Source organism: Lacipirellula parvula (assembly GCF_009177095.1).
Taxonomy (GTDB): Bacteria; Planctomycetota; Planctomycetia; order Pirellulales; family Lacipirellulaceae; genus Lacipirellula; species Lacipirellula parvula.
Map to the genome: position 1 here is coordinate 6,592,570 of NZ_AP021861.1, position 20,934 is coordinate 6,613,503.

General features: G+C 64.1%; 17 protein-coding genes. 6 read left to right on the top strand and 11 right to left on the bottom strand.

Features of this window, described 5'->3' with window-relative positions; translation table 11 throughout:
• Positions 1-120 precede the first annotated feature (120 nt).
• Positions 121-3,888, top strand: a complete 3,768-nt coding sequence (locus PLANPX_RS25720; protein ID WP_172992338.1) for a DUF7133 domain-containing protein — start codon at positions 121-123, stop codon at positions 3,886-3,888.
• 62 nt (positions 3,889-3,950) lie between these two features.
• Here PLANPX_RS25720 and PLANPX_RS25725 read toward each other — a convergent pair whose 3' ends face one another.
• On the bottom strand, positions 3,951-4,499 hold the full coding sequence (locus tag PLANPX_RS25725) for a flagellar basal body-associated FliL family protein (RefSeq protein ID WP_152101488.1): 549 nt from the start codon (positions 4,497-4,499) through the stop codon (positions 3,951-3,953).
• Positions 4,486-5,028, bottom strand: coding sequence for a hypothetical protein (locus PLANPX_RS25730; RefSeq protein WP_152101489.1), 543 nt, complete (start codon positions 5,026-5,028; stop codon positions 4,486-4,488). The genes PLANPX_RS25725 and PLANPX_RS25730 overlap by 14 nt, the downstream gene beginning before the upstream one ends.
• Before the next feature lie 195 nt (positions 5,029-5,223).
• Between PLANPX_RS25730 and PLANPX_RS25735 the strand changes: the two genes are divergently transcribed.
• On the top strand, positions 5,224-5,691 hold the full coding sequence (locus PLANPX_RS25735; RefSeq protein ID WP_152101490.1) for a hypothetical protein: 468 nt from the start codon (positions 5,224-5,226) through the stop codon (positions 5,689-5,691).
• Positions 5,692-5,870: 179 nt separating this feature from the next.
• On the opposite strand, the gene PLANPX_RS25740 is transcribed toward PLANPX_RS25735, so the two are convergent.
• Both PLANPX_RS25740 and PLANPX_RS28190 read right to left on the bottom strand, forming a co-directional pair.
• The gene (locus PLANPX_RS25740) at positions 5,871-7,070 is read right to left on the bottom strand and encodes a leucine-rich repeat domain-containing protein (protein WP_172992339.1); all 1,200 of its coding nucleotides are present in this window, start codon (positions 7,068-7,070) and stop codon (positions 5,871-5,873) included.
• 88 nt (positions 7,071-7,158) lie between these two features.
• A complete protein-coding gene (locus tag PLANPX_RS28190; protein WP_232536247.1) occupies positions 7,159-7,473 on the bottom strand; it encodes a hypothetical protein in 315 nt (104 codons plus the stop codon).
• Positions 7,474-7,755: 282 nt separating this feature from the next.
• Here PLANPX_RS28190 and PLANPX_RS25745 point away from each other — a divergent pair, with 282 nt between their 5' ends.
• Positions 7,756-9,120 (top strand): Gfo/Idh/MocA family protein, encoded by a 1,365-nt coding sequence (locus tag PLANPX_RS25745; RefSeq protein ID WP_152101492.1) that lies wholly within the window; start codon positions 7,756-7,758, stop codon positions 9,118-9,120.
• A gap of 232 nt (positions 9,121-9,352) precedes the next feature.
• Positions 9,353-10,504: a hypothetical protein gene (locus PLANPX_RS25750; RefSeq protein ID WP_152101493.1), complete on the top strand. Its 1,152-nt coding sequence runs from the start codon at positions 9,353-9,355 to the stop codon at positions 10,502-10,504.
• 1 nt (position 10,505) lies between these two features.
• Here PLANPX_RS25750 and PLANPX_RS25755 read toward each other — a convergent pair whose 3' ends face one another.
• The 4 genes from PLANPX_RS25755 to PLANPX_RS25770 all read right to left on the bottom strand — a co-directional run bounded on the left by PLANPX_RS25755 (position 10,506) and on the right by PLANPX_RS25770 (position 16,077).
• Complete coding sequence (locus PLANPX_RS25755) at positions 10,506-12,164, bottom strand: anti-sigma factor family protein (RefSeq protein WP_152101494.1); 1,659 nt, start codon at positions 12,162-12,164, stop codon at positions 10,506-10,508.
• A gap of 128 nt (positions 12,165-12,292) precedes the next feature.
• Positions 12,293-12,928, bottom strand: coding sequence for an RNA polymerase sigma factor (locus PLANPX_RS25760; RefSeq protein ID WP_152101495.1), 636 nt, complete (start codon positions 12,926-12,928; stop codon positions 12,293-12,295).
• A 130-nt stretch (positions 12,929-13,058) separates the two neighbouring features.
• Positions 13,059-15,008 carry an FAD/NAD(P)-binding protein gene (locus PLANPX_RS25765; protein ID WP_152101496.1) on the bottom strand — a complete coding sequence of 650 codons (1,950 nt, stop codon included), beginning with the start codon at positions 15,006-15,008 and terminating at the stop codon, positions 13,059-13,061.
• Between the two features lie 316 nt (positions 15,009-15,324).
• Positions 15,325-16,077, bottom strand: coding sequence for a sugar phosphate isomerase/epimerase family protein (locus PLANPX_RS25770; RefSeq protein WP_232536248.1), 753 nt, complete (start codon positions 16,075-16,077; stop codon positions 15,325-15,327).
• A 243-nt stretch (positions 16,078-16,320) separates the two neighbouring features.
• On the opposite strand from PLANPX_RS25770, the gene sppA reads away from it, so the two are divergent.
• Complete coding sequence (sppA, locus tag PLANPX_RS25775) at positions 16,321-17,400, top strand: signal peptide peptidase SppA (protein WP_152101497.1); 1,080 nt, start codon at positions 16,321-16,323, stop codon at positions 17,398-17,400.
• A 223-nt stretch (positions 17,401-17,623) separates the two neighbouring features.
• Positions 17,624-18,691: a 23S rRNA (adenine(2503)-C(2))-methyltransferase RlmN gene (gene rlmN / locus PLANPX_RS25780; RefSeq protein ID WP_152101498.1), complete on the top strand. Its 1,068-nt coding sequence runs from the start codon at positions 17,624-17,626 to the stop codon at positions 18,689-18,691.
• On the opposite strand, the gene PLANPX_RS25785 is transcribed toward rlmN, so the two are convergent.
• The 3 genes from PLANPX_RS25785 to PLANPX_RS25795 all read right to left on the bottom strand — a co-directional run bounded on the left by PLANPX_RS25785 (position 18,670) and on the right by PLANPX_RS25795 (position 20,653).
• Positions 18,670-18,987, bottom strand: coding sequence for a hypothetical protein (locus tag PLANPX_RS25785; protein ID WP_152101499.1), 318 nt, complete (start codon positions 18,985-18,987; stop codon positions 18,670-18,672). The genes rlmN and PLANPX_RS25785 overlap by 22 nt on opposite strands.
• Entirely contained in the window at positions 18,984-19,211 is a 228-nt protein-coding gene (locus PLANPX_RS25790) for a DUF433 domain-containing protein (RefSeq protein ID WP_152101500.1), read from the bottom strand. Before PLANPX_RS25790 ends, PLANPX_RS25785 begins: the two co-directional genes overlap by 4 nt.
• Before the next feature lie 362 nt (positions 19,212-19,573).
• Positions 19,574-20,653: a PDZ domain-containing protein gene (locus PLANPX_RS25795; RefSeq protein ID WP_172992340.1), complete on the bottom strand. Its 1,080-nt coding sequence runs from the start codon at positions 20,651-20,653 to the stop codon at positions 19,574-19,576.
• Positions 20,654-20,934: the final 281 nt, after the last annotated feature.

Below are 20,934 nucleotides of genomic sequence, written 5' to 3' on the forward strand. Positions count from 1 at the left end.
GGATTCGTAATCCTGCGACGCCGACATTTCCATTGCCGGCAACGGGGGTTCGTTGCTATTCTTCCCGCCCCTCGCGCCGTCGATCGCTGGCGGCGCTGCCGGTTGAAAAGGATTTCTCCGATGCTGTATACGCTCCGCTCACTGCTAGCACTCTGCACTCTGCTGTTCGCCTGGGCCGCCGTCGCGCCGAGCGTGCACGCCGCCGATGGCGAAGCGGAGTGGATTTGGTCTCCCTCGCAGAAGCGGAACGAGATTCCCGTCGGCAGCTGCTTCTTCCGCAAGTCGTTCGACGTGAACAACGCCGAAGCGGCCGAGATCCATCTCACGGCCGACAATGAGTTCGAGTTGTTCGTCAACGGCCAGCAGGTCGCCAAGGGGACCGACTGGCGGCAACTGCAGGTTCACGAGATCACCGAGCTGTTGCAGCCAGGCCGCAACACGATTGCGATTCGCGTCGACAACAAGGACGCCGGCGCCGCGGGTCTCGCGGCTCGCGTCATCGTCAAGCAGGTCGGCGACACGTTCGAAGGCTTCTCGACCGACAAGTCGTGGAAGACGAGCGTCCGCGAGTTTGAAAATTGGACGGCGCCGCAATTCAACGACAAAGATTGGGTCGCCGCCGTCAGCTACGGCGAAATGGGCGACGCCCTCCCTTGGGGCAACGAAATCGTCATCGAAGGCGTCGGCGCCCGATTCGCCGTCGACAAAGAGTTCGAAGTCGAGCGGATCATGCGCGACGACGAGGTCGGCTCGTTGATCGCGATGACGTTCGATTCGCGCGGCAACATCTTCGCCTCCCAAGAGGGCGGGCACCTGATGTTGCTGACCGACAACGACGGCAACGGCATTCACGATAAGGCGACCACCTACTGCGACAAGATTCAAAACGCGCAGGGCCTGCTCGCCATCGGCCTGCGTCTGTTCGTCGTCGGCGACGGCCCCGAAGGAATGGGCCTCTACCGGCTGCGCGACGCTGATCGCAACGACGAAGCCGACGAGGTCGTGAAACTCCTCAGCTTCAAAGGCTCGAAGGGCGAGCATGGCGCCCACGGCCTGCGGCTTGGCCCCGATGGATTGATCTACGTGATCGTCGGTAACTTCACGCGGGCCGACGGCACGCCGACTTCGCGTAGCCCGTACCGGTTGTGGTACGAAGGCGATCTTATCCTGCCGAAGTACGAAGATCCGGGAGGTCACGCGGTCGGCATTCCGTCGCCGGGCGGGACGATCTTCCGCACCGATGCGAACGGCAGCTTCGTCGAGTACATCGCCGGCGGCCTGCGAAATGCGTACGACATGGCGTTCGACCTCGACGGCGAACTCTTCACCTACGACGCCGACATGGAATGGGATCGCGGGGCGCCCTGGTACCGGCCAACGCGCGTGAACCACGTTCCCGCGGGCGCCGAGATGGGCTGGCGGAGCGGTTGGTCGAAGTGGCCTGAGTATTACCTCGACAGCCTCCCGGCGGCTGCTAACATCGGCCCCGGCTCGCCGACCGGCATCGAGTTCTACGATCACTACGCCTACCCGGCGAAGTACCAAGGAGCGATGTTCGCGTGCGACTGGGCGACCGGCAAGATTCATGCGATCACCTTCAAACGCGACGGCGCCAGCTACATCGGCGAAGATGAAATCTTCCTCGAAGGCCGCCCGCTGAACGCCACCGACTGCGCGGTCGGTCCCGATGGGTCGCTCTACTTCTGCACTGGCGGTCGCGGCACCGACGGCGGCGTGTACCGCGTCCGCTGCAACGTGCCGGTGGGACCGGAAGTGACCGACATGGGCGAAGGAATCGAACGTGCGCTGCGGCAACCGCAAATCGACGCCGACTGGGCGCGGGCCAAGGCGGCCGGCGTGCGGCAGGCGCTCGGCGACAAGTGGGAAAGCGAACTCATTGCCGTCGCGACCGACCCCGATCGGATTGTTCGCGAGCGGGCTCGTGCGATCGACCTGCTCGTCTACTTCGGCCCGCGGCCGAACGATCAACTGCTCAAAAATTTGGCGACCGACGTCGAACCGGCGATCCGCGCCAAGGCGGCCCGCCTGATGTACATCAGCGACGACGCCGGCGTCCGCACGGCATTGACGAAGCTGCTGCAAGACAGCGATCCGCTGGTGAGGCGTTGTGCGTGCGAATCGCTAATGCGTCGCGGCGCGATGCCGGCTGCCGCCGACATTCTGCCGCTGCTGGGCGACGACGACCGCTTCACGGCATTCGCCGCGCGGCGGGTGATCGAGCAACTGCCGGTCGAGTCGTGGAGTGCGGCCGTGATGAAGGAAACGAAGCCGCAAGCGTTCTGCGTCGGCGCCACGGCGCTGGTGAACGTCGAACGGAAGCCGGCGGTTTCGCTGGCCGTGATCGACAAGTCGCTGCAGTTGCTGGCCGCCGAACCGATCACGGAACTCGATCGCGTGAATTTGCTTCGCGTGATCGAAGTCGCAATGTTCCACGGAAAGCTCGACGCCGCGAAGGCGACGCAAATTGCCGCCCCGATCCTGGCGATGTATCCGACAAACGAACCGGCCGCAAATCGCGAGCTCGTTCGCTTGCTGACGTTCCTGCAGGTGGAAGGCGCCGCCGACAAGTTTGCGGCGGAGCTGGCCAAGGCCGACATCCCGGTGGAAGAGAAGCTGCACGTCGCCGCCTATGCCGCGCGCCTGCAGAAGGGCTGGAACACAGCCGCGAAGCTCGAACTGCTGAAGTTCTACGAGCAGGCCCGCACGGTGAAGGGCGGCTACAGCGTCGACAAGTATGTGGAGCACTTCACCCGCGACTACCTGAAGAACCTCACGATGGCCGAGCGGCAGCACCTCATTGCCGGCGGCGATAAGTGGCCTGCCTCGGCGTTGTCGACGCTCGCCAGCTTGCCGGAAAATCCGGGCGCCGAAGTCTTGGCGACCGTCCGCGATCTCGACAGCCGCATCGCCCCCAAGTGTGCAGAGAGCGATCTCTACCGCCGACTGCGCGTTGGCGTGATCGCGGTGCTCGGCGCCAACAACGACGCCGATTCGCAAGAATACTTGCGGACGATTTACCGCGACGAGCCGGAGTACCGCGGCCCCGTGGCGATGAGCCTCAGCCAACATCCGGGCGGCGAGAATTGGAAGGTGCTCGTCGAGTCGCTGAAGTCGGTTGACGGTCCCATGGCGCAAGAGGTGCTTGGCGCGCTTACTCGCGTGAATCAACGCCCAGCCGACGCGGCGCCATTCCGCGATGCAATTTTGCTCGGCCTTAAGCTCGGCAACAACGGCGGCGCCGACGCCGCGAAGCTCCTCTCGCACTGGAGCGGCCAAGCTGGCACGGACATGGCCGGCTGGCAGCGATGGTACGCAACGAAGTTTCCGAACGCCCCGGCCGCCGAGCTACCGAGCGACGCCGGCCGCGACAAGTGGAGCTACGAAGAACTGCTGACGTTCCTCAACTCGGAGCAAGGCAAGCAAGGCGATGCGGAGCGCGGCTCGCGCGTCTTCGCCCAAGCCCAGTGCGCGTCTTGCCATCGCGTCGGCACGTCCGGCGAAACGATGGGCCCCGATCTCACGGCGGTCGCGCGGCGGTTCCAACGCAAAGAAATCCTGGAATCGATCGTTTACCCGTCGCATGTGATCAGCGATCAATACGCCGCCCGCATCGTCACCGCGGGAGGCAAAAGCTACTCTGGATTGGTGTCGCAGCAGGCCAACGGCAGCGTCACCGTGCTGCAATCGAACGGCCAGAAGGCGGAGCTGAACGGCAATGAAGTCGACGACATCCAACCGAGCGACGTCTCGGCGATGCCGACGGGACTGCTCAACCCGCTGACGCTGGAACAGGTGGCGGACTTGTTCGCCTACCTCGGCGCCGCCAGCTCGAACGACGTCGCCAGCCGCGGCTCGTCCACCAAGTAGCCGCGGGGCAACGACCCGCCGGAGCGGTGCTGAACAGGCTAGCCATTGCCAACGATGAGCGGTCAGCCGCTCGACATCGCAAAGTCGGTGACATACACGTCGCTGATCCCCTGCGGCGTCGGCACGCGCTTCAACCGCAGGTAGAGCAAGCGGTGAACCCGCTCCAGCTTCGGATCGGCAAGATCGTCGGTCGTCGCCGAACGGATCGCCGTAATCGCCTGATCGCGCAGACGGCGCTTCCAGTGTTCGAACTCACGGACCGTGTCGTCGGTCGTTCCCGGCGGGAGCACGACGTGCACGGCAAACTTCAGGCTCGCGATCTCGTTGTGCGTTGGTCGGAAGTTGCGGAGGTCGAACGAGCCGAGGTCGATCGCCCGCGGCAACTTCGGATCGTGCGGCGGCAGCGGCGCGGGTTCGGCGCCATGACCGCCGGCGGCTTCGCCATGGCCTCCGCCGCCTGACGCGAACGCCGGGCATTGCAGAAACGCGAGCAGCGCAAAGAAAAACAACGCCCGCAGCGCCATGCGCGTGCGGTCGCTTAGCCCGCCGCCCTGGAAGGTAGCGGCTAGCGACGGGAGTTCGCGAGACCAAGTGATGTTAGTGGTGGCCACTGGCAGCTTCCTCGGCATGCGGAGTTTCTTCAGTGTTCGCCAGCGCGTCGGCGTCGAATTCGTTCAGCACGAATTGACGCACGAGTTGTGCGCCAATCAAAGGTCGGGCAACGTCGGCCATGCGAGCCTTCACGGCGGAAAGCTTCGGATCGGCAAGTTCGTCGACCGAGCTGGTTCTCACGATCGAGATGACCGCGTCGCTCAACGCGCCGCGATGGGCCTCGACGGCGGCGGCGACGGCAGGTTGGCTCTCGGGGCTCGTTTCAGCCGCGAGTTCGAATTGCAGCCGGATCCAAAACGCTTCGTCCGGCGCGATCTCCGGCGAGGCGTCCGTCGGATCTTGCGTCGCGGCAATCGGAATGTCGTACTTGCCGAGCGACACGTACGACGCCGTCTCCAGCGGCACGTCGAACTCGATCTCTTCGAGATAGTCGACGAGCTTCGGCCCCTCGGGCTTGCTACAGCCGAGCGCGGCCGCCGACAACGCGACGGCGATCAGCGAGATGGAACGAGCGGCGACGAACGGCATAGCAAGGCGATCGGAGAACGGCGGAGCGGCCGGCGTCGAGCCGGAACAATCGTTACAACGAAAGCCTACGTCACGAAGCCGCCTCGCGCCGGCGCACTACACTTGTCCTGCAGCGTCTGGACGCCGTTTCCGGCCGCTGTCCGCCGCCCCGCTACAGCCGTAGCGATCGCACCGATTGCGCCGAGGAGAGTTCGCGTGGATCCATCGCAGCAGCCCAATTCCCGCAGCGCCGAACGCTGCCGCCGTCTGGTCGCGCTCGCGCTCGCATCGGTCCCGCTGGGGGGGTGCTACGACACGGCGATCTTGATGAAAGCGAGGCAGGAATCACGCGAACTGATCCAGACCGAAGAGGTTGATTTAGGAACCTACCGGATCACGCTGCCCCACAAGCTGGGCGTCGCGACGGACAACGTCGTCGATTTCCATGTCTTCGGGCAGGTGACGCGCGGCGATCGGCAAGCGATCGACGACGCCTTGCGGATGCGCGGCGCCGAACTGCGGTCGAAGATGCTTGTCGAAGTGCGCGCGATGACTCCGCCGATGTTTGAAGAGGCGAAGTTGACCGCCCTGCGGAACGCGATTGCCGAGGTGATCAACTCGGCGCTCGGCCGGCGCGTCGTGAAGCAGGTGAGGTTTTATCGGTTTTCGTTTAACACGATCTAGCCCCTCGACTTGAAGCGCAGCGCCCGCGTGCGCGTTCGTCCCCTCCCCTCGAAGGGGAGGGTTAGGGAGGGGTGCCTGAAGCGGGTACCAAGGTTCTACCCCCTCCCCCCGCCCTCCCCTCAAGGGGGAGGGAGCCTGAAGTTCAGAAAGACGATGCGAGGTAGTTCGCTAGAGGCTCGTTACCGCACAATCTTCACGTTCGGCAGCGCCGCCTTCAGTTCCGCGACGCCCGCATCGGTCACCGGCGTTTGCGAAACTTGCAGCGTCTTCAGCTTCTTCAGGCCGGTCAGCTTCTTCAGCCCGGCGTCGCTCACCGACGTGTTGTCGAGATTGAGGAACTCGAGAGCTTCCATCTTCGCGATGTGATCCATCGCGTCGTCGTTGACGCGGGTCGCCCACAGGTCGAGGTAGTTCAGCTTCGGCAGCTCGGCGAGGTGCGCGAGGCCGGGGCCTTCGACGCCCGTTTCGCTCAGATCGAGCTTGAACAGTTCCGGCATGCCGGCGAGGTACTGCAGCGTGTCGTCGCCGATCCACGTGCCGCGGAGAACGAGCTGCCGCATCTTCTTGAGGTTCTTGAGATGCTCGGTGCCGTAATCGGTAATCGTCGTCCGCATCAGGCTGACGTCGTCGAGGTCGGTCAAATCGGCGAGGTGGACCATGCCGTCGTCGCTCAGCTTGGCGTCTTCGAGGTAGAGCCCCTTGAGCTTCTTCAGCTTGCCGAGTTCCGCAACGCCGGCGTCGGTAATCGACGGGCTGCGGAACTTCACCGCGGCGAGCGTCGACATGGCGCCAATGTCTTTGCAGCCAACGTCCGAGAGCGTGCAGCCGCGGACGTCGAGCAAGCGGAGCTTCTTCAGCGGAGCGAGCGCCGCGACGCCATCGTCAGTGACTTTCGTGTAGGGGAGCATCAGGTGGGTCAGCTCGGGCATCTCGGCGATCGACGCCATCCCTTCGTTGGTGAGCTGCGCCGAACGATGGACGTTCAGCGAACGAAGCGCCTTAAGCGGCTTGAGCTTCGGCAAGCCCGCGTTGGTAACCGAGGTATTGCGGAGCGTGAGCGTCTTGAGCGTCGACAGCCCGGCGAGCGAGTCGAGCGTCGCATCGTCGATTTGCGAACCCCACAGCGTGAGGGTTTCGAGCTTCGGCAGCTTGCCGATCTCGGCGACGTCGGCCGGGGTGGCGGGGCGATTTTCGAGATCGATCATCACGATCTCGCCGGCGGGGTTCTTCTGAACCTTGCCGAGCAGCTCCGCAACCCGCTCTTCAACCGAAGCGGCCGACGCGACGGCGGCGACGCAGCCGATCACCGCCACCAAGGCGAGCGCGCACGCGTGACGAAACAGACCGGATAGCGAACGACGCGATGCAAAGCGAGACACGGCGAGATTCTCCCACGCAGTTGAATATTCAGATCGGCCGCCACGATGCATCTGGGGGAATGCGTCGACTAGCCCTCAAGTGAAACAGTTAGTCTAGCCTGCCTGATTGCGAGGCGACAACTCGCTGCGGGATGCGTTCGTTCGCAACGACAGCGACGACAAACAACCGCAACGTCCATTGAGCCGCGGCGCCTCCGCCGCGAACGCGGGACGAATCTCGCAGCGACATAGGCGTGGCGGGATGGAACCTGCACAGCGCGAGACATGCAAACGCACGAGCGAGATGCGATTCCCACAACTGCGCAAATCCTAGCGCGGCGTCGTTATTTTGCGTCGACGTTTCCATCGCATGCGTCGCGCACCCCCGCGAACCTCGGCAAGAATCGCTGTTACTCGCGGCCATGGGCAATCTCCGTACGTCTTTCGGCAAATTCAGAACCGCTTACCGTACGCCCCGTCCTGCCCCGCGCGTTGCCAGCCTGCTTTCCCTCAGTTAAATTCAAGATTCGCACCGGCGCCGGTCAACTCTCTGACCGTGGCGCGCACCCCACGGCGCGAACCGTGACCTTCGTTTTGTAACGGCGGCTCTGGCGATCGTTACGACCGCGCGCATTCCACGCCGGTTGGTCGACTCGCATCGAGCGTGCTCCCACCAGCGCACTATCTCTCCCAGGGGCATTCAAAAATGCAACCACAGAAACGGCAAGCTTCGCGTCGCGACTTCATGCGTTATTCGGCTGCGGCCGGTGCAGCCGGCGCCGGCTATTGGGTCGCCGGCGGCGTTCCGCTGAAGGCCAGCGCCGCGGCCAACGAGCAACTGCAGATCGCCTGCTGCGGCGTCAACGGCAAGGGACGTTCGGACGTCGAGAACGCCTCGAAGTTCGGCAAGATCCACGCCGTCTGCGACGTCGATCGCAAGTTCCTTGATCTGTCCGCTCGCTTCAACAAGACCGACAACAAGTTCACCGACTATCGCGAGATGCTCGACAAGCTCGGCGATCAGATCGACGTCGTCACGGTGAGCACGCCCGATCACACGCACGCGGTGATCTTGGCCAAGGCCCTCAAGATGGGCAAGCATTGCTACGGCCAAAAGCCGCTCACGAAGTCGATTTGGGAAGCTCGCGAGATCCAGAAGCTCGCCAAGGAAGCGGGCGTCGTCACCCAAATGGGCAACCAGTACACCGCCTACGAGCCGATGCGGAAGGCTGCTTACCAGCTTCGCAACGGCCAGGTCGGCAAGGTGAAGGAAGTTCACGTTTGGACGAACCGTCCGGTGTGGCCGCAAGGCGAAGCCCGCGGTCCGGAGAAGCCCGTGCCGGCGGAACTCGATTGGGAAGCCTGGATCGGCCCGGCGCCGATGCGTCCTTACGCCGACGGCTACCACACCTTCAAGTGGCGCGGCTGGTGGGACTTCGGCACCGGCGCCCTCGGCGATATGGCGTGCCACACCTGCAACCTGCCGTTCATGGGCCTCAACATGCGCGACCCGACGGCCGTCGTCGCCGAGACCTCGGGCCACGATCACGACAGCTACCCGGCCAAGTCGAAGATCAAGTTCGACTTCCCTGAGCTCGACGGTCGCGCGCCGTTCACCTTCTACTGGTACGACGGCACCAACCTGCCGCCGGAAGAACTCTACTCCGACTTCCTCAAGGGAGAAGACGGCAAGGCGAAGTCACTGTCGACCAGCGGTTGCCTCGTCGTCGGCGACAAGGGCACGATGTACGCCGCCGGCGATTACGCCGAAGGGGGCATCCAGATTAGCGACGGCCTGGAGTGGCTCGAAGTCGACTACCCGAAGCCGCCCGGAGCGCCGGAACTCGGCCACGTCCAAGAGTTCTACGAAGCGATCCACGATCCGAAGAACAAGAAGGCGATCTCGAACTTCGTCGACTACGCCGGCCCGCTGACCGAGACGATTCTGCTCGGCAACCTGGCCGTCTGGAAGGGCGAGCCGGTGAAGTGGGACGCCGCGACGATCACGCCGGACGATCCGAGCCTGATGGCGATCGTCAAGCCGACCTACCGCGAAGGCTATTCGCTGTAGTCGCCCTGACGGTGAATTGAACGCAACGCGAACCGGCCCGAAGCCCAGCTTCGGGCCGGTTTTTTTGTTGGCAATCGCCTCTCGTTCCCACGCTCCGCGTGGGAACGCCCTCCCCGACGCTCTGCGTCGCGACCCTCTCGCCGAGCAATCCGGTTAGAATGATTGAAGACTGCCGCAGAGCGGCGGAAATAACATTCCCACGCGGAGCGTGGGAACGAGGAGGAACTCAACGATGACCGCGATCATGAAATACGACGACCTGGCCAATCTCGCGGGCGATCCGGGCGAGATGTTTCGCGAGGTCGCGCAATCGCTAGTCGCCGTGGGCGAGTTCCACCGGCTGTTCGATCTGCGGCTGCTGCAAGAACGCCATCGCCATGGCTTGCCGCTTGATCGCCGTACGCCGATCGACGACGTCGAAGAGCCGCTCCGCTCGCAGGTCGAGGCGGGCTATCTCGCCGCGTGCCGCGAAGTGGGCGAACTGCTCCTCGAAGCAGGCCGGCTGCGCGAAGCGTGGATGTATCTCCGCCCGGCAGGCGACAAGTTTTCCATCCGCCAACGACTCGCTGGCGTCGTACTTGATGACGAACGGGCGGACGAACTGATCGAGCTCGCGCTGTTCGAAGGGATCGACCCTGAACGAGGCTACGCTTGGCTGCTCGGTCGCAACGGCACGTGCAATTCGATCACGACGCTCGACGGCATGAGCCAGCAGCTCGACGCCGCCGACATTCGCGCGTGCGCCGGCGTGCTGCTGCGGCATGTGTACCGCGAGCTGCACGGCAACCTCCGCGGGCACTACAACAAGCTGAAAGGCTCGGCGCCGCCGAACACGCTCACGATCGAGCAGTTGATCAATCAAAATCCTGAGTTGCTCTCCGGCGGCAACTACCATCTCGATATCTCGCACCTGCAAAGCACCGTCCGCTACGCGCGCGTGCTCACCGATCCCGCGCTCGTGACGAAGGCGTTCGAAATCGCCGACTACGGCTCACGGCTGCCGGCCGACCTGCAGTACCCCGGCGAGTCGCCGTTTGAAGAACTGTTCGCCGCCCATCGGCGTTGGTTCGGCGCACTGCTCGGCCGCGAAGTCGATCCGGCGGTCGAGTTCTTCGGCGAGAAGGCGCGGGCCGAAGGGGATGATCCGCGAAGTACGGCGGCGGTGGAAACGTTTTTGATTTTGCTGCTGCGGCTGGGGCGTGCGGACGATGCGCTTGCGGCATTCGAAGAACTAGCGCCGGCGGGTCGTGAGCTTTCGCCGCACGCGCCTACTTTGCTGGAACTCGCGCGAGCGAGCGGCGATTGGGAACGCTACGCGGCAATCTGCCGCGAGCGCGACGACCTGCTGGGGTTCGCCGCAGGCCTGCTAGCGCGGCAGGGGTAAGTTACCGTTCTTCGTCGTCGCCATCGTCAGGACGCGGCGGCTCCGGTTCGTCGCCCGGCGGCGGGCCGAATTCTGGCCGGCCGCGGTGCTCGCCTTCAAACTCCGGTCCAGGCCCTGGGAATTGGCCACGCCCGCCGCGATCGCCGGGGCCCATCCGTTCGTGCGGCGGTGGCCCGCCGGGACCGCCTTCGGGGCGACCAGGGCCGCCCTCCCAGTGGCCTCCACGACCGCCCGGTCCGCCTGGACCGCCGTTGGGGCCCATGGGAGCTCCGTGCCCAAACCCGCCGCGTCCATCGCGCCCTTCGGGACCGCCAGGGCCCCCGGGCCCGCGTCGGCCGTCTTGCTTCGGCCCATCCCACGCCCACGGCTTGCCGAAGCCACGCCCAGGCTGCGAACGATACAACCGCCGCAGCGCCTGCTCCATCTCGCCGGGAGGCAAGCTCAGCAGCTTCGCCCGCGTCTCGGCGTCGAGATTCTTTTCGTCGGCGAAGAAGCTTTCGAGCGCCTCTTGCGAGACCTCGCCTTGCAGCGACTCGCTCTGCCGCAACCAGGTCCCAATTCGTTCAACTCTCTGCGGCGGTTCAAGCGACTTGAACGCTTGGTGCGTCCGCTCTGGCAACGCTTTCAGCGCCGCCTCCTGAAATTCCTCCGACTCGGCCATCGCGAAGGCGACGCGGCGGAGCATTGCGTAGGGGTTAAACGGTACTCGCCCTCGACCGCGACCATTGTTCGACTCGAACGCTTCGAGTTCCAGCTTGTCGAGCGGCTCGCGAATCTTTCGCACGAATCGATGGAGCTCTTCGTCGGTGAGCGTCAGCAGCGCGTCGTCGCGCATCTCGTCGAGCCAGCGATCGATCGTGTGAACGCGGTCGCTGGGCTGCATGGTGCGGAGTTCGTACTGCCGCGCGGGCGGCAAGCCGCCGACCCAATCGGCGTAGACGAGCATCGCCTGCTGCAGTTGAGCGGCGTCGTCGGCTGTGGCAATCTCGTTATGCAGCTTGCGAATCCGCTGTTGTTCTTCGACCGGAAGCTGGTGGAAGCGATTGAACTTGGCGCGCAACTGCGCCCGTTCTTCGTCGTCGAGCTTGGCGAGCCAATCGTCGCGGCCATCGGTGAGCGATACGGTTTGAAAACGTTCCGTCCGCTCCGAGGCTTTGCCGGCGGCACAGCCGAATTCGTGGAAGTCGCCGCCGAATTCATTCCGCAGCGAGCGGAGGAACTCGGGCGAATCAAACTGCGTGTAGACGTCGACGTTGTCGACGAGCGGCAAATCGGCGAGCAGCGCGCGGTCCGTGCTTTGCCACGCCAAACGAAATACGAGGAATGCGAGCGCCGCGGCGGCCACGGCCGCGAGAATCGACGACAGCCGACGCCGACGCTGCACCACCGGCAGCGCCATCGTCCGCTCCAGCACCTCGGTCGCGGCGGCCTTCACCGCCAATTCCATCGTCGTCCGCGAGAAGCGGTCGTCGACGTATTCCTGCGGCAACGCGTCGAGCGCCGTCCAAGCCTGCTCAATTCCCTGCAGCTGCCGGCGATACGATTCATCCGACGCCAACCGCTGCTCAACGCGCGCACTCTCTTCGGGAGAAAGTTCGCCATCAAGATAGGCGACGATCTCTTCGAGACGCTGCAGGTTGTCGTTTGAAGGCGAAGGCATTAGTTACGAGATGGTATGGTTGACGTCCGCGGTCAGTGGTCAGTGGTCAGTGGTCAGTTGCTGCTGTCGCAGAGTTCAGAATCCCACGTATTTCGCAACTGACAACTGACCACGGACAACTGACACATCTATTCAACCTTCGTTCCTTGTTGCAAATACGGTTCCAGCACATCGCGCAAGTTCGCCCGAGCGCGGGTTAGCAACGACTTCACCGCCGAGGGGGTCATCTCCATCACTTCGGCGATTTCTTCGTAGCTGAGGTGTTCGAATTTGTTGAGCAGCACCGCTTCGCGTTGCCGTTCGTTGAGCGAGGCGACGGCGACGTTCACGGCGTCGCGTAGTTCCAGCTTGTCGAGTTGGCGGGTCGGCATCTGCCCGCTCTGGGCGACCGCGGCGGCGTCGAGGGCGTTGGCCCCGGTGTCGCTCGCGCTGCTGCCGGCGAGGTGAACTTCCTTCCGCCGCGACAGCGTCCGCTGAGCGTTCGCGGCGACGTTGTGGACGATCGTGAATAGCCAGGTCGAAAATTTGGAACCGGGGATGTATCGTTTGCGGGCGCGGTAGATCCGCAGGAAGACGTCTTGCGCCAAATCCTCCGCCATGTCGCGGCGACCCGTGATGTGGGCCAGCAGCGAGACGACGCGATTTTGGTAGCGGAGCATCAACTCCTCGAACGCCTCGGCGTCGTCTTCGCGCACGCGCAGCATCAGGCGCACGTCGGGGTCGTGCGCGGTGTACCGCTCGGCGGTGGAGTCGCTGATGGCCAAGGGGCTGAAGACCGCGGGGATAAACCCCGCGGCTCGCTGTTGGTCGGGGTGGACGCTTTTTCGGGGTGTTTGCCGGCTATTTGATGATACCCGAAAGCTGCCCGAAAGTTTCGCCGGGAACCGGCAGCGATTAGACCTGCCAGCTGCCGGCGCGGCGTTCTTTTACCAGGGCGACCGTCCGTTCGGCGACGGCGGCCGCTTGGCCCCGCAGCTCGGGCACGGCCGTGCTTTCCCAATATTGCGGCTTACGCAGCGTGCCGACGACGAACAGGTCGGCCGTCTCGCGGCCATTCTCGCCGATCGCGTTGCCATGCGGCGTCGTCTGCAGGCCGAGGCCGAGCTCATCGGGCTGGAGCCAGCCGTCGACCAGCAGCGAGCCGATGGCCGGGTTCGCCGCGGCGCTGTTCGAGGGCGCCGGTCCGGTGCAGTTGATCACCCAGGCAGCGTCGAGTTCCTTCAGGCAGTTGCTGCCGCGCTCGGCGATCGCCAGCCGCACCGTGGCGCCATCCGACTGAGCCGAGACGATTCGTCCCGCCACGACGTCGACCCAATCGCAGTCGCGCAGCTCGCCGAACTGGGCGCCAATCGAGAGGGCCATCCGATGGCGGTGGACTTCCCAGTAGGGCCGCAGCCGGACCAGGAATCGCTGCCGCTGCTGGGCCGACATCGCTCCCCAAATCGCGGCGGTGTGCGGACGGACGCCATCGACGACGGTGCGCCAGTCCCCCTTCTTCGCGACGACTTCTCGCGCGAGGCGATGGAGCCGGCGGCTTAGTTCAACAGCGCGAATGCCGCCCGGCTTGGCCGACAGCTCCGTTACCAATGCCTTGAGATCAACCGGCGGCTGCGGCGCGGCCGCGTGCGACTGCGGCAGCAACCCGCGCCGCGACAAAATCGTGATCGGCGCCTGCCGCTTCGGATGGGCGAGCGACAACACCGCGTCGACCGCGGTAAGCCCGGCGCCGATGACGACGACCGGTTCGTCTGGCTCGACGACGTTGAGCGCGAACGGCCGCCACGGATCGGCAATCAACCGCGTCCGCGGTCCGCTCCAACGGACGCCGATCGGATCGGACGGCGGGCGATGCCCGATGGCGAGCACCACGGCGTCGGCGCAAATCGTCGTGCCGTGAGCGAGATGCACGAGCCAACCGCCGCTTGGTCGACGAGCAACGCGGCGAACTTCGTCGAAGCGAACGGACAGCTCCGCGGCGGCGCCGAGTTCTTGCGCCGTATTGAGCAGCGTCTCGCGAACGTACTCGCCGTACCAGCGGCGCGGCAGGAATTCGTCGCCGCGAATTTTCGCGTCGCGCGTGCGGGCCCAGTTCACAAAGTCGTCCGGCCGATCGGGCCAGGCGCTCATCTTGCCAGCCGGCACGTTGAGCAAGTGGTGCGTCTCGCGCGTGCCGTAGGCGACCCCTTCGCCAACGGCGCCGCGACGCTCGACGACGACGACTCGCAGCTTCTGCCCGGCGGCAGCCGCGCTGCGCAGCACCTGGGCAGCGGTCATCGAACCGCTAAACCCGCCGCCGACCACGACCACCGTCGGCGTGTCGTCTCGCTGCGGGGCTTGCGGGGCCGTGGGCGTTTGCGGCCGTTGGATGAAGCGGCGGAAATCTCGCAACGGCGGGGCGTAGGCGTGCACCGTAACGAGCGTCTCGCGACTCGTCGCCGGGTTGAGCACCGTGTGGACGCCGGCGTCTTGCCCGGCAGTGATTTCCCCGGCGGGTACGATCGTTTCGTAATCGACGTCGACGTACCCATCGGCCGCCACTTGGAACGAACCTTCGGTCGCCGCGCCTTGCAGCACCTGCATCACGCAAATCGAACCGGCATGATCGTGCGGCACGCTCGTTTGGCCCGGCAGCCACGTCATCACAAGCAGTTCGTACTGCTCGCGGAGCGCGACGAGCGCGCGGTTGTACATTCGCGAGTTGGGGCGGACGAACTCCGCCACGTCTTCCATCGTCAGCCCTGTCGTCGCCATCGCCTCGGCGAGATCGACCAAGGTCGGCGCCGGGCCGAGGGCATCGAGTTTACGCACCAGTTCGGCAAGCTTGCCGCTAGGAAGATGAGTCATCGGGCTGGGTAGCCTGCGGGTTGATCGCGTCCACGAAAAAAGCCGACGGACCCTCTACGGAGTCCGCCGGCTTCTGGTTTTTCCAGTCAGCGAGCGGGGGGTTTTAGCACGGCAAAATTGTACGTCGCTGGCGCCCGCCGGGCGCAGCAACTGCCGAGAAAACCGAATGCGCCGGCTAGACCGTTCGTGCGACCATCGACCGAATTGCACCGCTCGCGTTGTGGGAGGCGTCTCCGACGCCGATAGCGCTCCCCACCACACAGCGGTCGCCCGCTGGCAAATCGCCTCGGGATCGGAGATCCCTCCCACAGACGAATTACAGCAAGCTGTCGAGCAGCAAGCGAATCTTCCGCATTTCGGGCCGATGCTCGTGCCCTTCCAGCGGCGGCATGTCGATCGTCAGCGCCCGGCTGTAGCCGATCTTCTCGAGCTGCCCCAGCAGCTTGCCGTAATCGACCTCGCCCTGCCCCACGCGCACATGCAGCGCACTCTTCGTCGAGTCGCGGAGATGGACGTTGTAAACGTAAGGAATTACCTTCGAGAAATCGCGTCCCTGCCGCGGGCCAGCGATGTAGTGGCTCGGGTCGAGCGACAGGCCGAGGCCCTTCACGTTGTTGCAGAGCACCGCGGCGGTGTCGGGGTCTTCGGTCATGCAGCCGATTTCGGTCCGCATGGCGACGAGGCAACCTTCGAGCGACGCGATCTTCACCAGCTCGCGAAGGCGCTCGATCTCTTCGTTGAACGGCGTGCCAAGTTCGGCCGCGGGGACCACCAGCGGCACGACCTTCAGCGCCTTGGCCAGCTTGCAACAGGCGCTGAACTGGCCGTAGTACTCGTCCTTCACGCCGGTCGGTTCGACGGTGAGGGCGGCGATCGTCAGCCGATGGGTGTCGCGAAAGGCATCGACCGCCTTCTCCGGACTTTTGGCGACTTCGGCCGGGGTGATCCAAGAGCGGGAGTCGTTGCGGATGGGCAATTCGACGGCGGTGAACTCGAGGTCGACCAGCGTCGGCAACACCTCATCCTTGGGCAAATCGGGAAAGCAATCCGATGACGCGGCAACAAACACGCTGGCACTCCTCGCGGTAACTTCACAGCCTGGCGGCTAATTCGGGCAAGATATGCCGTACTGTAGCGGTTTCGGCCAAGTCGAGGCAACACCGGCAGCTGGCGCCGTTGGAGCGGCGCCGATCGCTCGCACAGTGCGTGTGGGCCCGGCGATCTCGCACTATGTCGCCTCGCCGCCATCGCAGTAGAATGGTGGATTCCCCACCGCCGACCCGCCGCCTCCCTGCGGACAGGAGTTCTTCGCATGTCGACCGTTACCCCCGCCCCCGGCTCGCCCCCGTCGCAAGTCATCATCCAACAACAGGCCCCCTCCGCCTTCGGCCGGTACGGCAAGTTGCTGCTGATCGTGCTCGGCATCTGCGTGATGATCATCATCGGCCAGAATGCTAGCTACCAACGCTACTTCAGCCCCGCCGACGCGCCGCAGGAGAAGTACCACTCGCTCAGCAAGGAAGCGACCGACAAGATCGCCATCATCCGCGTCGAGGGAACGATTCTCGATCCTGACGGGTTTGTAAAGAAACAGATCGACCGCGTTCGCGAAGACAACGACGTGAAGGGGATTGTCCTGCGGGTCGATTCGCCCGGCGGTACCGTCACGGCGAGCGACTACCTCTACCACGAGCTGAAGGAGCTGGTGAAGGATCGCGAGATCCCGATGGTCGTCAGTATGGGGAGCATTTGCGCCAGCGGCGGCTACTACCTGGCGATGGCCGGTAGCGATCAGAAAACGCAGGACGACATTATTTACGCGGAGCCATCGACTTGGACCGGTTCGATCGGCGTGGTGATCCCGCACTACGACGTGTCGGAGCTGCTCAGCACCTGGAAGGTAAAGGACGACTCGGTCGCCAGCCACAAATACAAGTTAATGGGGAGCCCGACTCGCGAGCTGTCGCCTGAAGAGCGGGCGGAAGAACGGAAGCTGCTGCAGGGGCTGGTCGATCAGAGCTTCGCTCGCTTCAAGGCGATCGTCGAATCAGGCCGGCCGAAGCTGAAGGGGAACGAAGCCGATCTCAAGAAGGCGACGACCGGACAGATCTTCACCGCGGAACAAGCGCAAGAACTGGGGCTGATCGATCAGATTGGCTTCATGGAAGCCGCCATCGAACGGGCCGCCAAGCTGGCGGGCAAAGACACGGCGAGCGTTCGCTGCGTTGAGTACGAGTCGCCGCCGTCGGCCCTGGGGGCTCTACTCGGCGCCGACAGCCAGTTGCTGCCGCAACGCAGCAGCCTCGACCTAGCCGGCGTCCTCGACCTCACCGCCCCCCGGGCCTACTACCTCTGCACCTGGCTGCCGGCGATTTTGTCGAACTCTCGGTAGGTTCGGGGAGAGAAAGATAACCGCCAAGGAAATGCGGGGATAACCACGACGACACTACGATCACGACGGTAAATACAAGGCGGTTGGAGGCAACTCCAAGCTGATTCCTCACCAACCGTTTTTTTTCGTCGTGTCCGTCGTGCCGTCGTGGTTAGTATTTAATCAGCCGTATTTCCTTGGCGCAGTTGGCGTCCTTGGCGGTTCAATCCCTGAACGATAGATCATGTCCGATCAAGCAAAACCACACCTGCTCAATAGCGTCGACGCTTCGCTGGCTGAATGGGCCGCCGAGGCGAAGGTGCCGCGCTATCGCGTCGCGCAGGTGCGGAAGTGGCTCTTCGAGAAGCGGGCCGGCGATTGGGAGGCGATGACCGACCTGCCGAAGGCGGTGCGTGCCGACCTCGCCGAGCGGTTTCAGCTGTGGACCACCGAAGTCACCAAGCACACCCAGGCCGACGACGGCACCGAGAAGCTGCTGCTGAGCCTCGCCGACGGCGGCCAGATCGAGTGCGTGCTGCTCCGCGATACGACCCGCCGCACGATTTGCATCAGCACGCAGGTCGGCTGCGGCATGGGCTGCGTCTTCTGCGCTAGCGGGCTCGACGGCGTCGACCGTAATCTCACCGCCGGCGAGATCGTCGAGCAAATCCTCCTGCTCCAGCGATTGCTGTCGCCGGATGAACGGCTGAGCCATATCGTCGTCATGGGCATGGGCGAGCCGCTCGCCAATCTCGATCGTTTGCTGGTCGCGCTCGCCGAGGCCCACCGCGAGGATGGCCTAGGAATCAGCGCTCGGCGCATCACGATCTCCACCGTCGGCCTACCGCCGGCGATCGATCGGCTCGCGCGTCACGAGCAAAACTACCGGCTCGCCATTTCGCTCCACGCCCCGAACGACGAGCTTCGCAATCAACTCGTCCCGGTGAACAAAAACATCGGCCTCGACCCGATCATGCAGGCGGCCGACCGCTACTTCGACGTCTCGGGCCGGCGGATCACCTACGAGTACGTGCTGCTCGCGGACCTCAACGACGCCCCCGAGCATGCTCGCCAACTCGCCCGCATTTTGCAGGGCCGCGAGGCGCTCCTGAACGTCATCCCTTACAACCCGGTCGCCGGCCTGCCGTACGGCACGCCAACCGCTGAGCGGCGGCAAACATTCCGCGCGATTCTGGAAGAGGGAGGCGTGCGCGTAAAATTCCGTCACCGCAAAGGCGACCGCATCGACGCCGCGTGCGGGCAGCTGCGGCGCTCGCAGCAGCCGCTGCATCAAATCTCGACTTCGACGTAGCCGCCGGCGCTGATTGCTTGGCAGGCCTCGCGTACAGCATCCAAGCGAGTTTGAATGAGTCGCCAGTTGGCTGACTTGATCACCACGATCGCAATCTTCCGCGCGGGAAGATTCTGCTGATACTTCAAGCTTTGGTCGGTCGTGATCAGCAGGTCGAAACCTTCCTGCTCAGCGGCATTCAGAAGATCGCCGTTTTGGAGCGTCGACCAGCCGCGCTCAAAGGCCGTTTCGATTTGATGCTCCGGCAGCGCATGCCGAAGCGGAACAGGCGTTCCCTGGTCGAAGAGAATCCTCATGTAGCGAGGGCCTGCTTCGCGGCGACCGTCTCGTGGTCGAGCAGCGAGACAACTTGCTGACGCGACACTCCCGGAAACCATTCGAGAAACTCGTCGATCGTCGCCCCGCCCTGCAAGTTCTCAAAGAGGGCCGCGACCGGGATGCGCGTACCGCGGAATACCCAGGCGCCGCTGACTCGCCCGGCGACCTGCTCTACCGCATCGCAATCTTCCCAGCTCTTCATCGCAGCAAGCTCGATACGTTTATTGCCCGATCAGACGGCGTCGAGAATGCGCCGCTCCCTACAAGTCTAGCATTGCGGCCGCTTAGCTCCCAAACATTCCGCCAACGGCCAGAACTGCCGAATAAAAACGCCAACGGCCGCGGCTCGAAGTCGAGCCGCGGCCGTGGTCGCTTGGCCGTCGGAACTGGGAGGGGACGTTTTCGTCCGCGCGGAAGCTGTGTGAATCCCGCACGCACGCCGACGGCCAAGCTAGTTGGATGTTTCAAAAAGCTTCGACCAGGACCATCGCTGAGCCTGGTCGAAGCACGCGGAGGTACTGACCCGCGGGACTACGAAATTAATCCCATCGGTTCCCTCAAAAATCAAGCGCTCGGATCTTCCTCGGCCTGCGGTTGAGCAGGCGGGGCCGAGCGTTGTTCTTCCTGGAGTTCGCGAATCCGCTGCTCCATCCGCTCCATCCGTTCGAGCATCCGTTGGTTCATGCGATTGAGCCCTTCGCCGTTACCGCCGGCGTCGAACTGCCGCAAGTCGCCCGGCATGCCCGGCAGATCCTGTGGATTAAACCCCGGGATGCCGCCGAAGGCGTTGCCGCCGCCGCTGAGAACTTGGTCGACAAACGGCCGAATATCTTCCGGCAGCTTAGCGAGCGCCTCTTCATCGCCCGCTTCGACAGTCCACGATTCGTCGCCGCGTTGGACATTCACGGTCGCCTCGCCGTCGCCGTTGCGGGTGACGTTCACCGAGACGCCGTTAGGCACCTGGGCGCCAGGCTGGCCGCCGAAGATCATGCCGGGGTTGATCATTCGCATGCCGCCCTGGCCCCCTTGCTGACGGAGTTGCTCCATCAGGGCCTGCGGGTCGAAGTTCCCCCCCTGCATCATCCCCATCGGGTTGCGTTGCTGCCGCTGTTGGACGGCGAGCCGTTCCAGCACTTCGGCCGGAATCTCTTCAGGCGTCACTTCGATCGTCTCTTCTTTGGCGAGACGGATGATCTTCAGTTCGACTGGCTTGTCATGCTTCTCGGCAATGACGCTTTGCAGGTAGGCGAGATCAGCGAGCGGTTCGCCGTTCACCGACACCAAGATGTCGTCTTGCCGCAGGCCAGCCTTCTCGGCGGGGCTGTCGGGCATGACCGATTCAATCGCCACGCCCACATCAGCCGCCAGTTGCAGCTGCGTCCGCAGAATGCGGTTGTCGATCGGCCGACCTTGCAGGCCGATCCAATACTTTGGCGCCGCGACTTCGGCTTCTTGTTCGACGCCCTCTTCGACGACGGCGGGACGGTCACCGCGATTGGGCGAGAGCTCGACGATGCGGCCTTCGCTAACTTCAACTTCTTCTTCGGCATGAACGGCCGACGGTGTGAGGGCAACAACGATTGCAACCGCGGGGAAGGCAATCGCGAGCGATCCCCACAAGCTTTTCCATTTTTGAATTTTCATGATAACGCTCCTCAATAAAACACAACGCTTGTGCGATGCAACGAACGTCCGCGCTTCAGCCCCAGGCTCCGCCCGGGGGTCGGTGTCCAGCACCAATCGTCCCCGCACGGGCGATGCTACCCCCGGGCGAAGCCGGGAGCTGAAGTCGCGAACTTGCTTCCAACGAAGCGGGCGAAAGGACGTTGCAACGCAGAGGGCAGGATGACCCATTTCGACGCTCGACTCGTTGTGTTAACCCCAAGTCTTGCATTGAGGCGAGCGTCTAGCGGTTCTCTCCGAGT

Bases quoted from the DNA above. Each gene is read 5' to 3' on its own strand.
- PLANPX_RS25720 (WP_172992338.1), top strand. From the start codon at position 121: ATGCTGTATACGCTCCGCTCACTGCTAGCACTCTGCACTCTGCTGTTC.
- PLANPX_RS25730 (WP_152101489.1), bottom strand. From the start codon at position 5,028: ATGCCGTTCGTCGCCGCTCGTTCCATCTCGCTGATCGCCGTCGCGTTG.
- PLANPX_RS28190 (WP_232536247.1), bottom strand. From the start codon at position 7,473: ATGGCCGCGAGTAACAGCGATTCTTGCCGAGGTTCGCGGGGGTGCGCG.
- PLANPX_RS25745 (WP_152101492.1), top strand. From the start codon at position 7,756: ATGCAACCACAGAAACGGCAAGCTTCGCGTCGCGACTTCATGCGTTAT.
- PLANPX_RS25750 (WP_152101493.1), top strand. From the start codon at position 9,353: ATGACCGCGATCATGAAATACGACGACCTGGCCAATCTCGCGGGCGAT.
- PLANPX_RS25755 (WP_152101494.1), bottom strand. From the start codon at position 12,164: ATGCCTTCGCCTTCAAACGACAACCTGCAGCGTCTCGAAGAGATCGTC.
- PLANPX_RS25765 (WP_152101496.1), bottom strand. From the start codon at position 15,008: ATGACTCATCTTCCTAGCGGCAAGCTTGCCGAACTGGTGCGTAAACTC.
- sppA (WP_152101497.1), top strand. From the start codon at position 16,321: ATGTCGACCGTTACCCCCGCCCCCGGCTCGCCCCCGTCGCAAGTCATC.
- rlmN (WP_152101498.1), top strand. From the start codon at position 17,624: ATGTCCGATCAAGCAAAACCACACCTGCTCAATAGCGTCGACGCTTCG.
- PLANPX_RS25785 (WP_152101499.1), bottom strand. From the start codon at position 18,987: ATGAGGATTCTCTTCGACCAGGGAACGCCTGTTCCGCTTCGGCATGCG.
- PLANPX_RS25790 (WP_152101500.1), bottom strand. From the start codon at position 19,211: ATGAAGAGCTGGGAAGATTGCGATGCGGTAGAGCAGGTCGCCGGGCGA.
- PLANPX_RS25795 (WP_172992340.1), bottom strand. From the start codon at position 20,653: ATGAAAATTCAAAAATGGAAAAGCTTGTGGGGATCGCTCGCGATTGCC.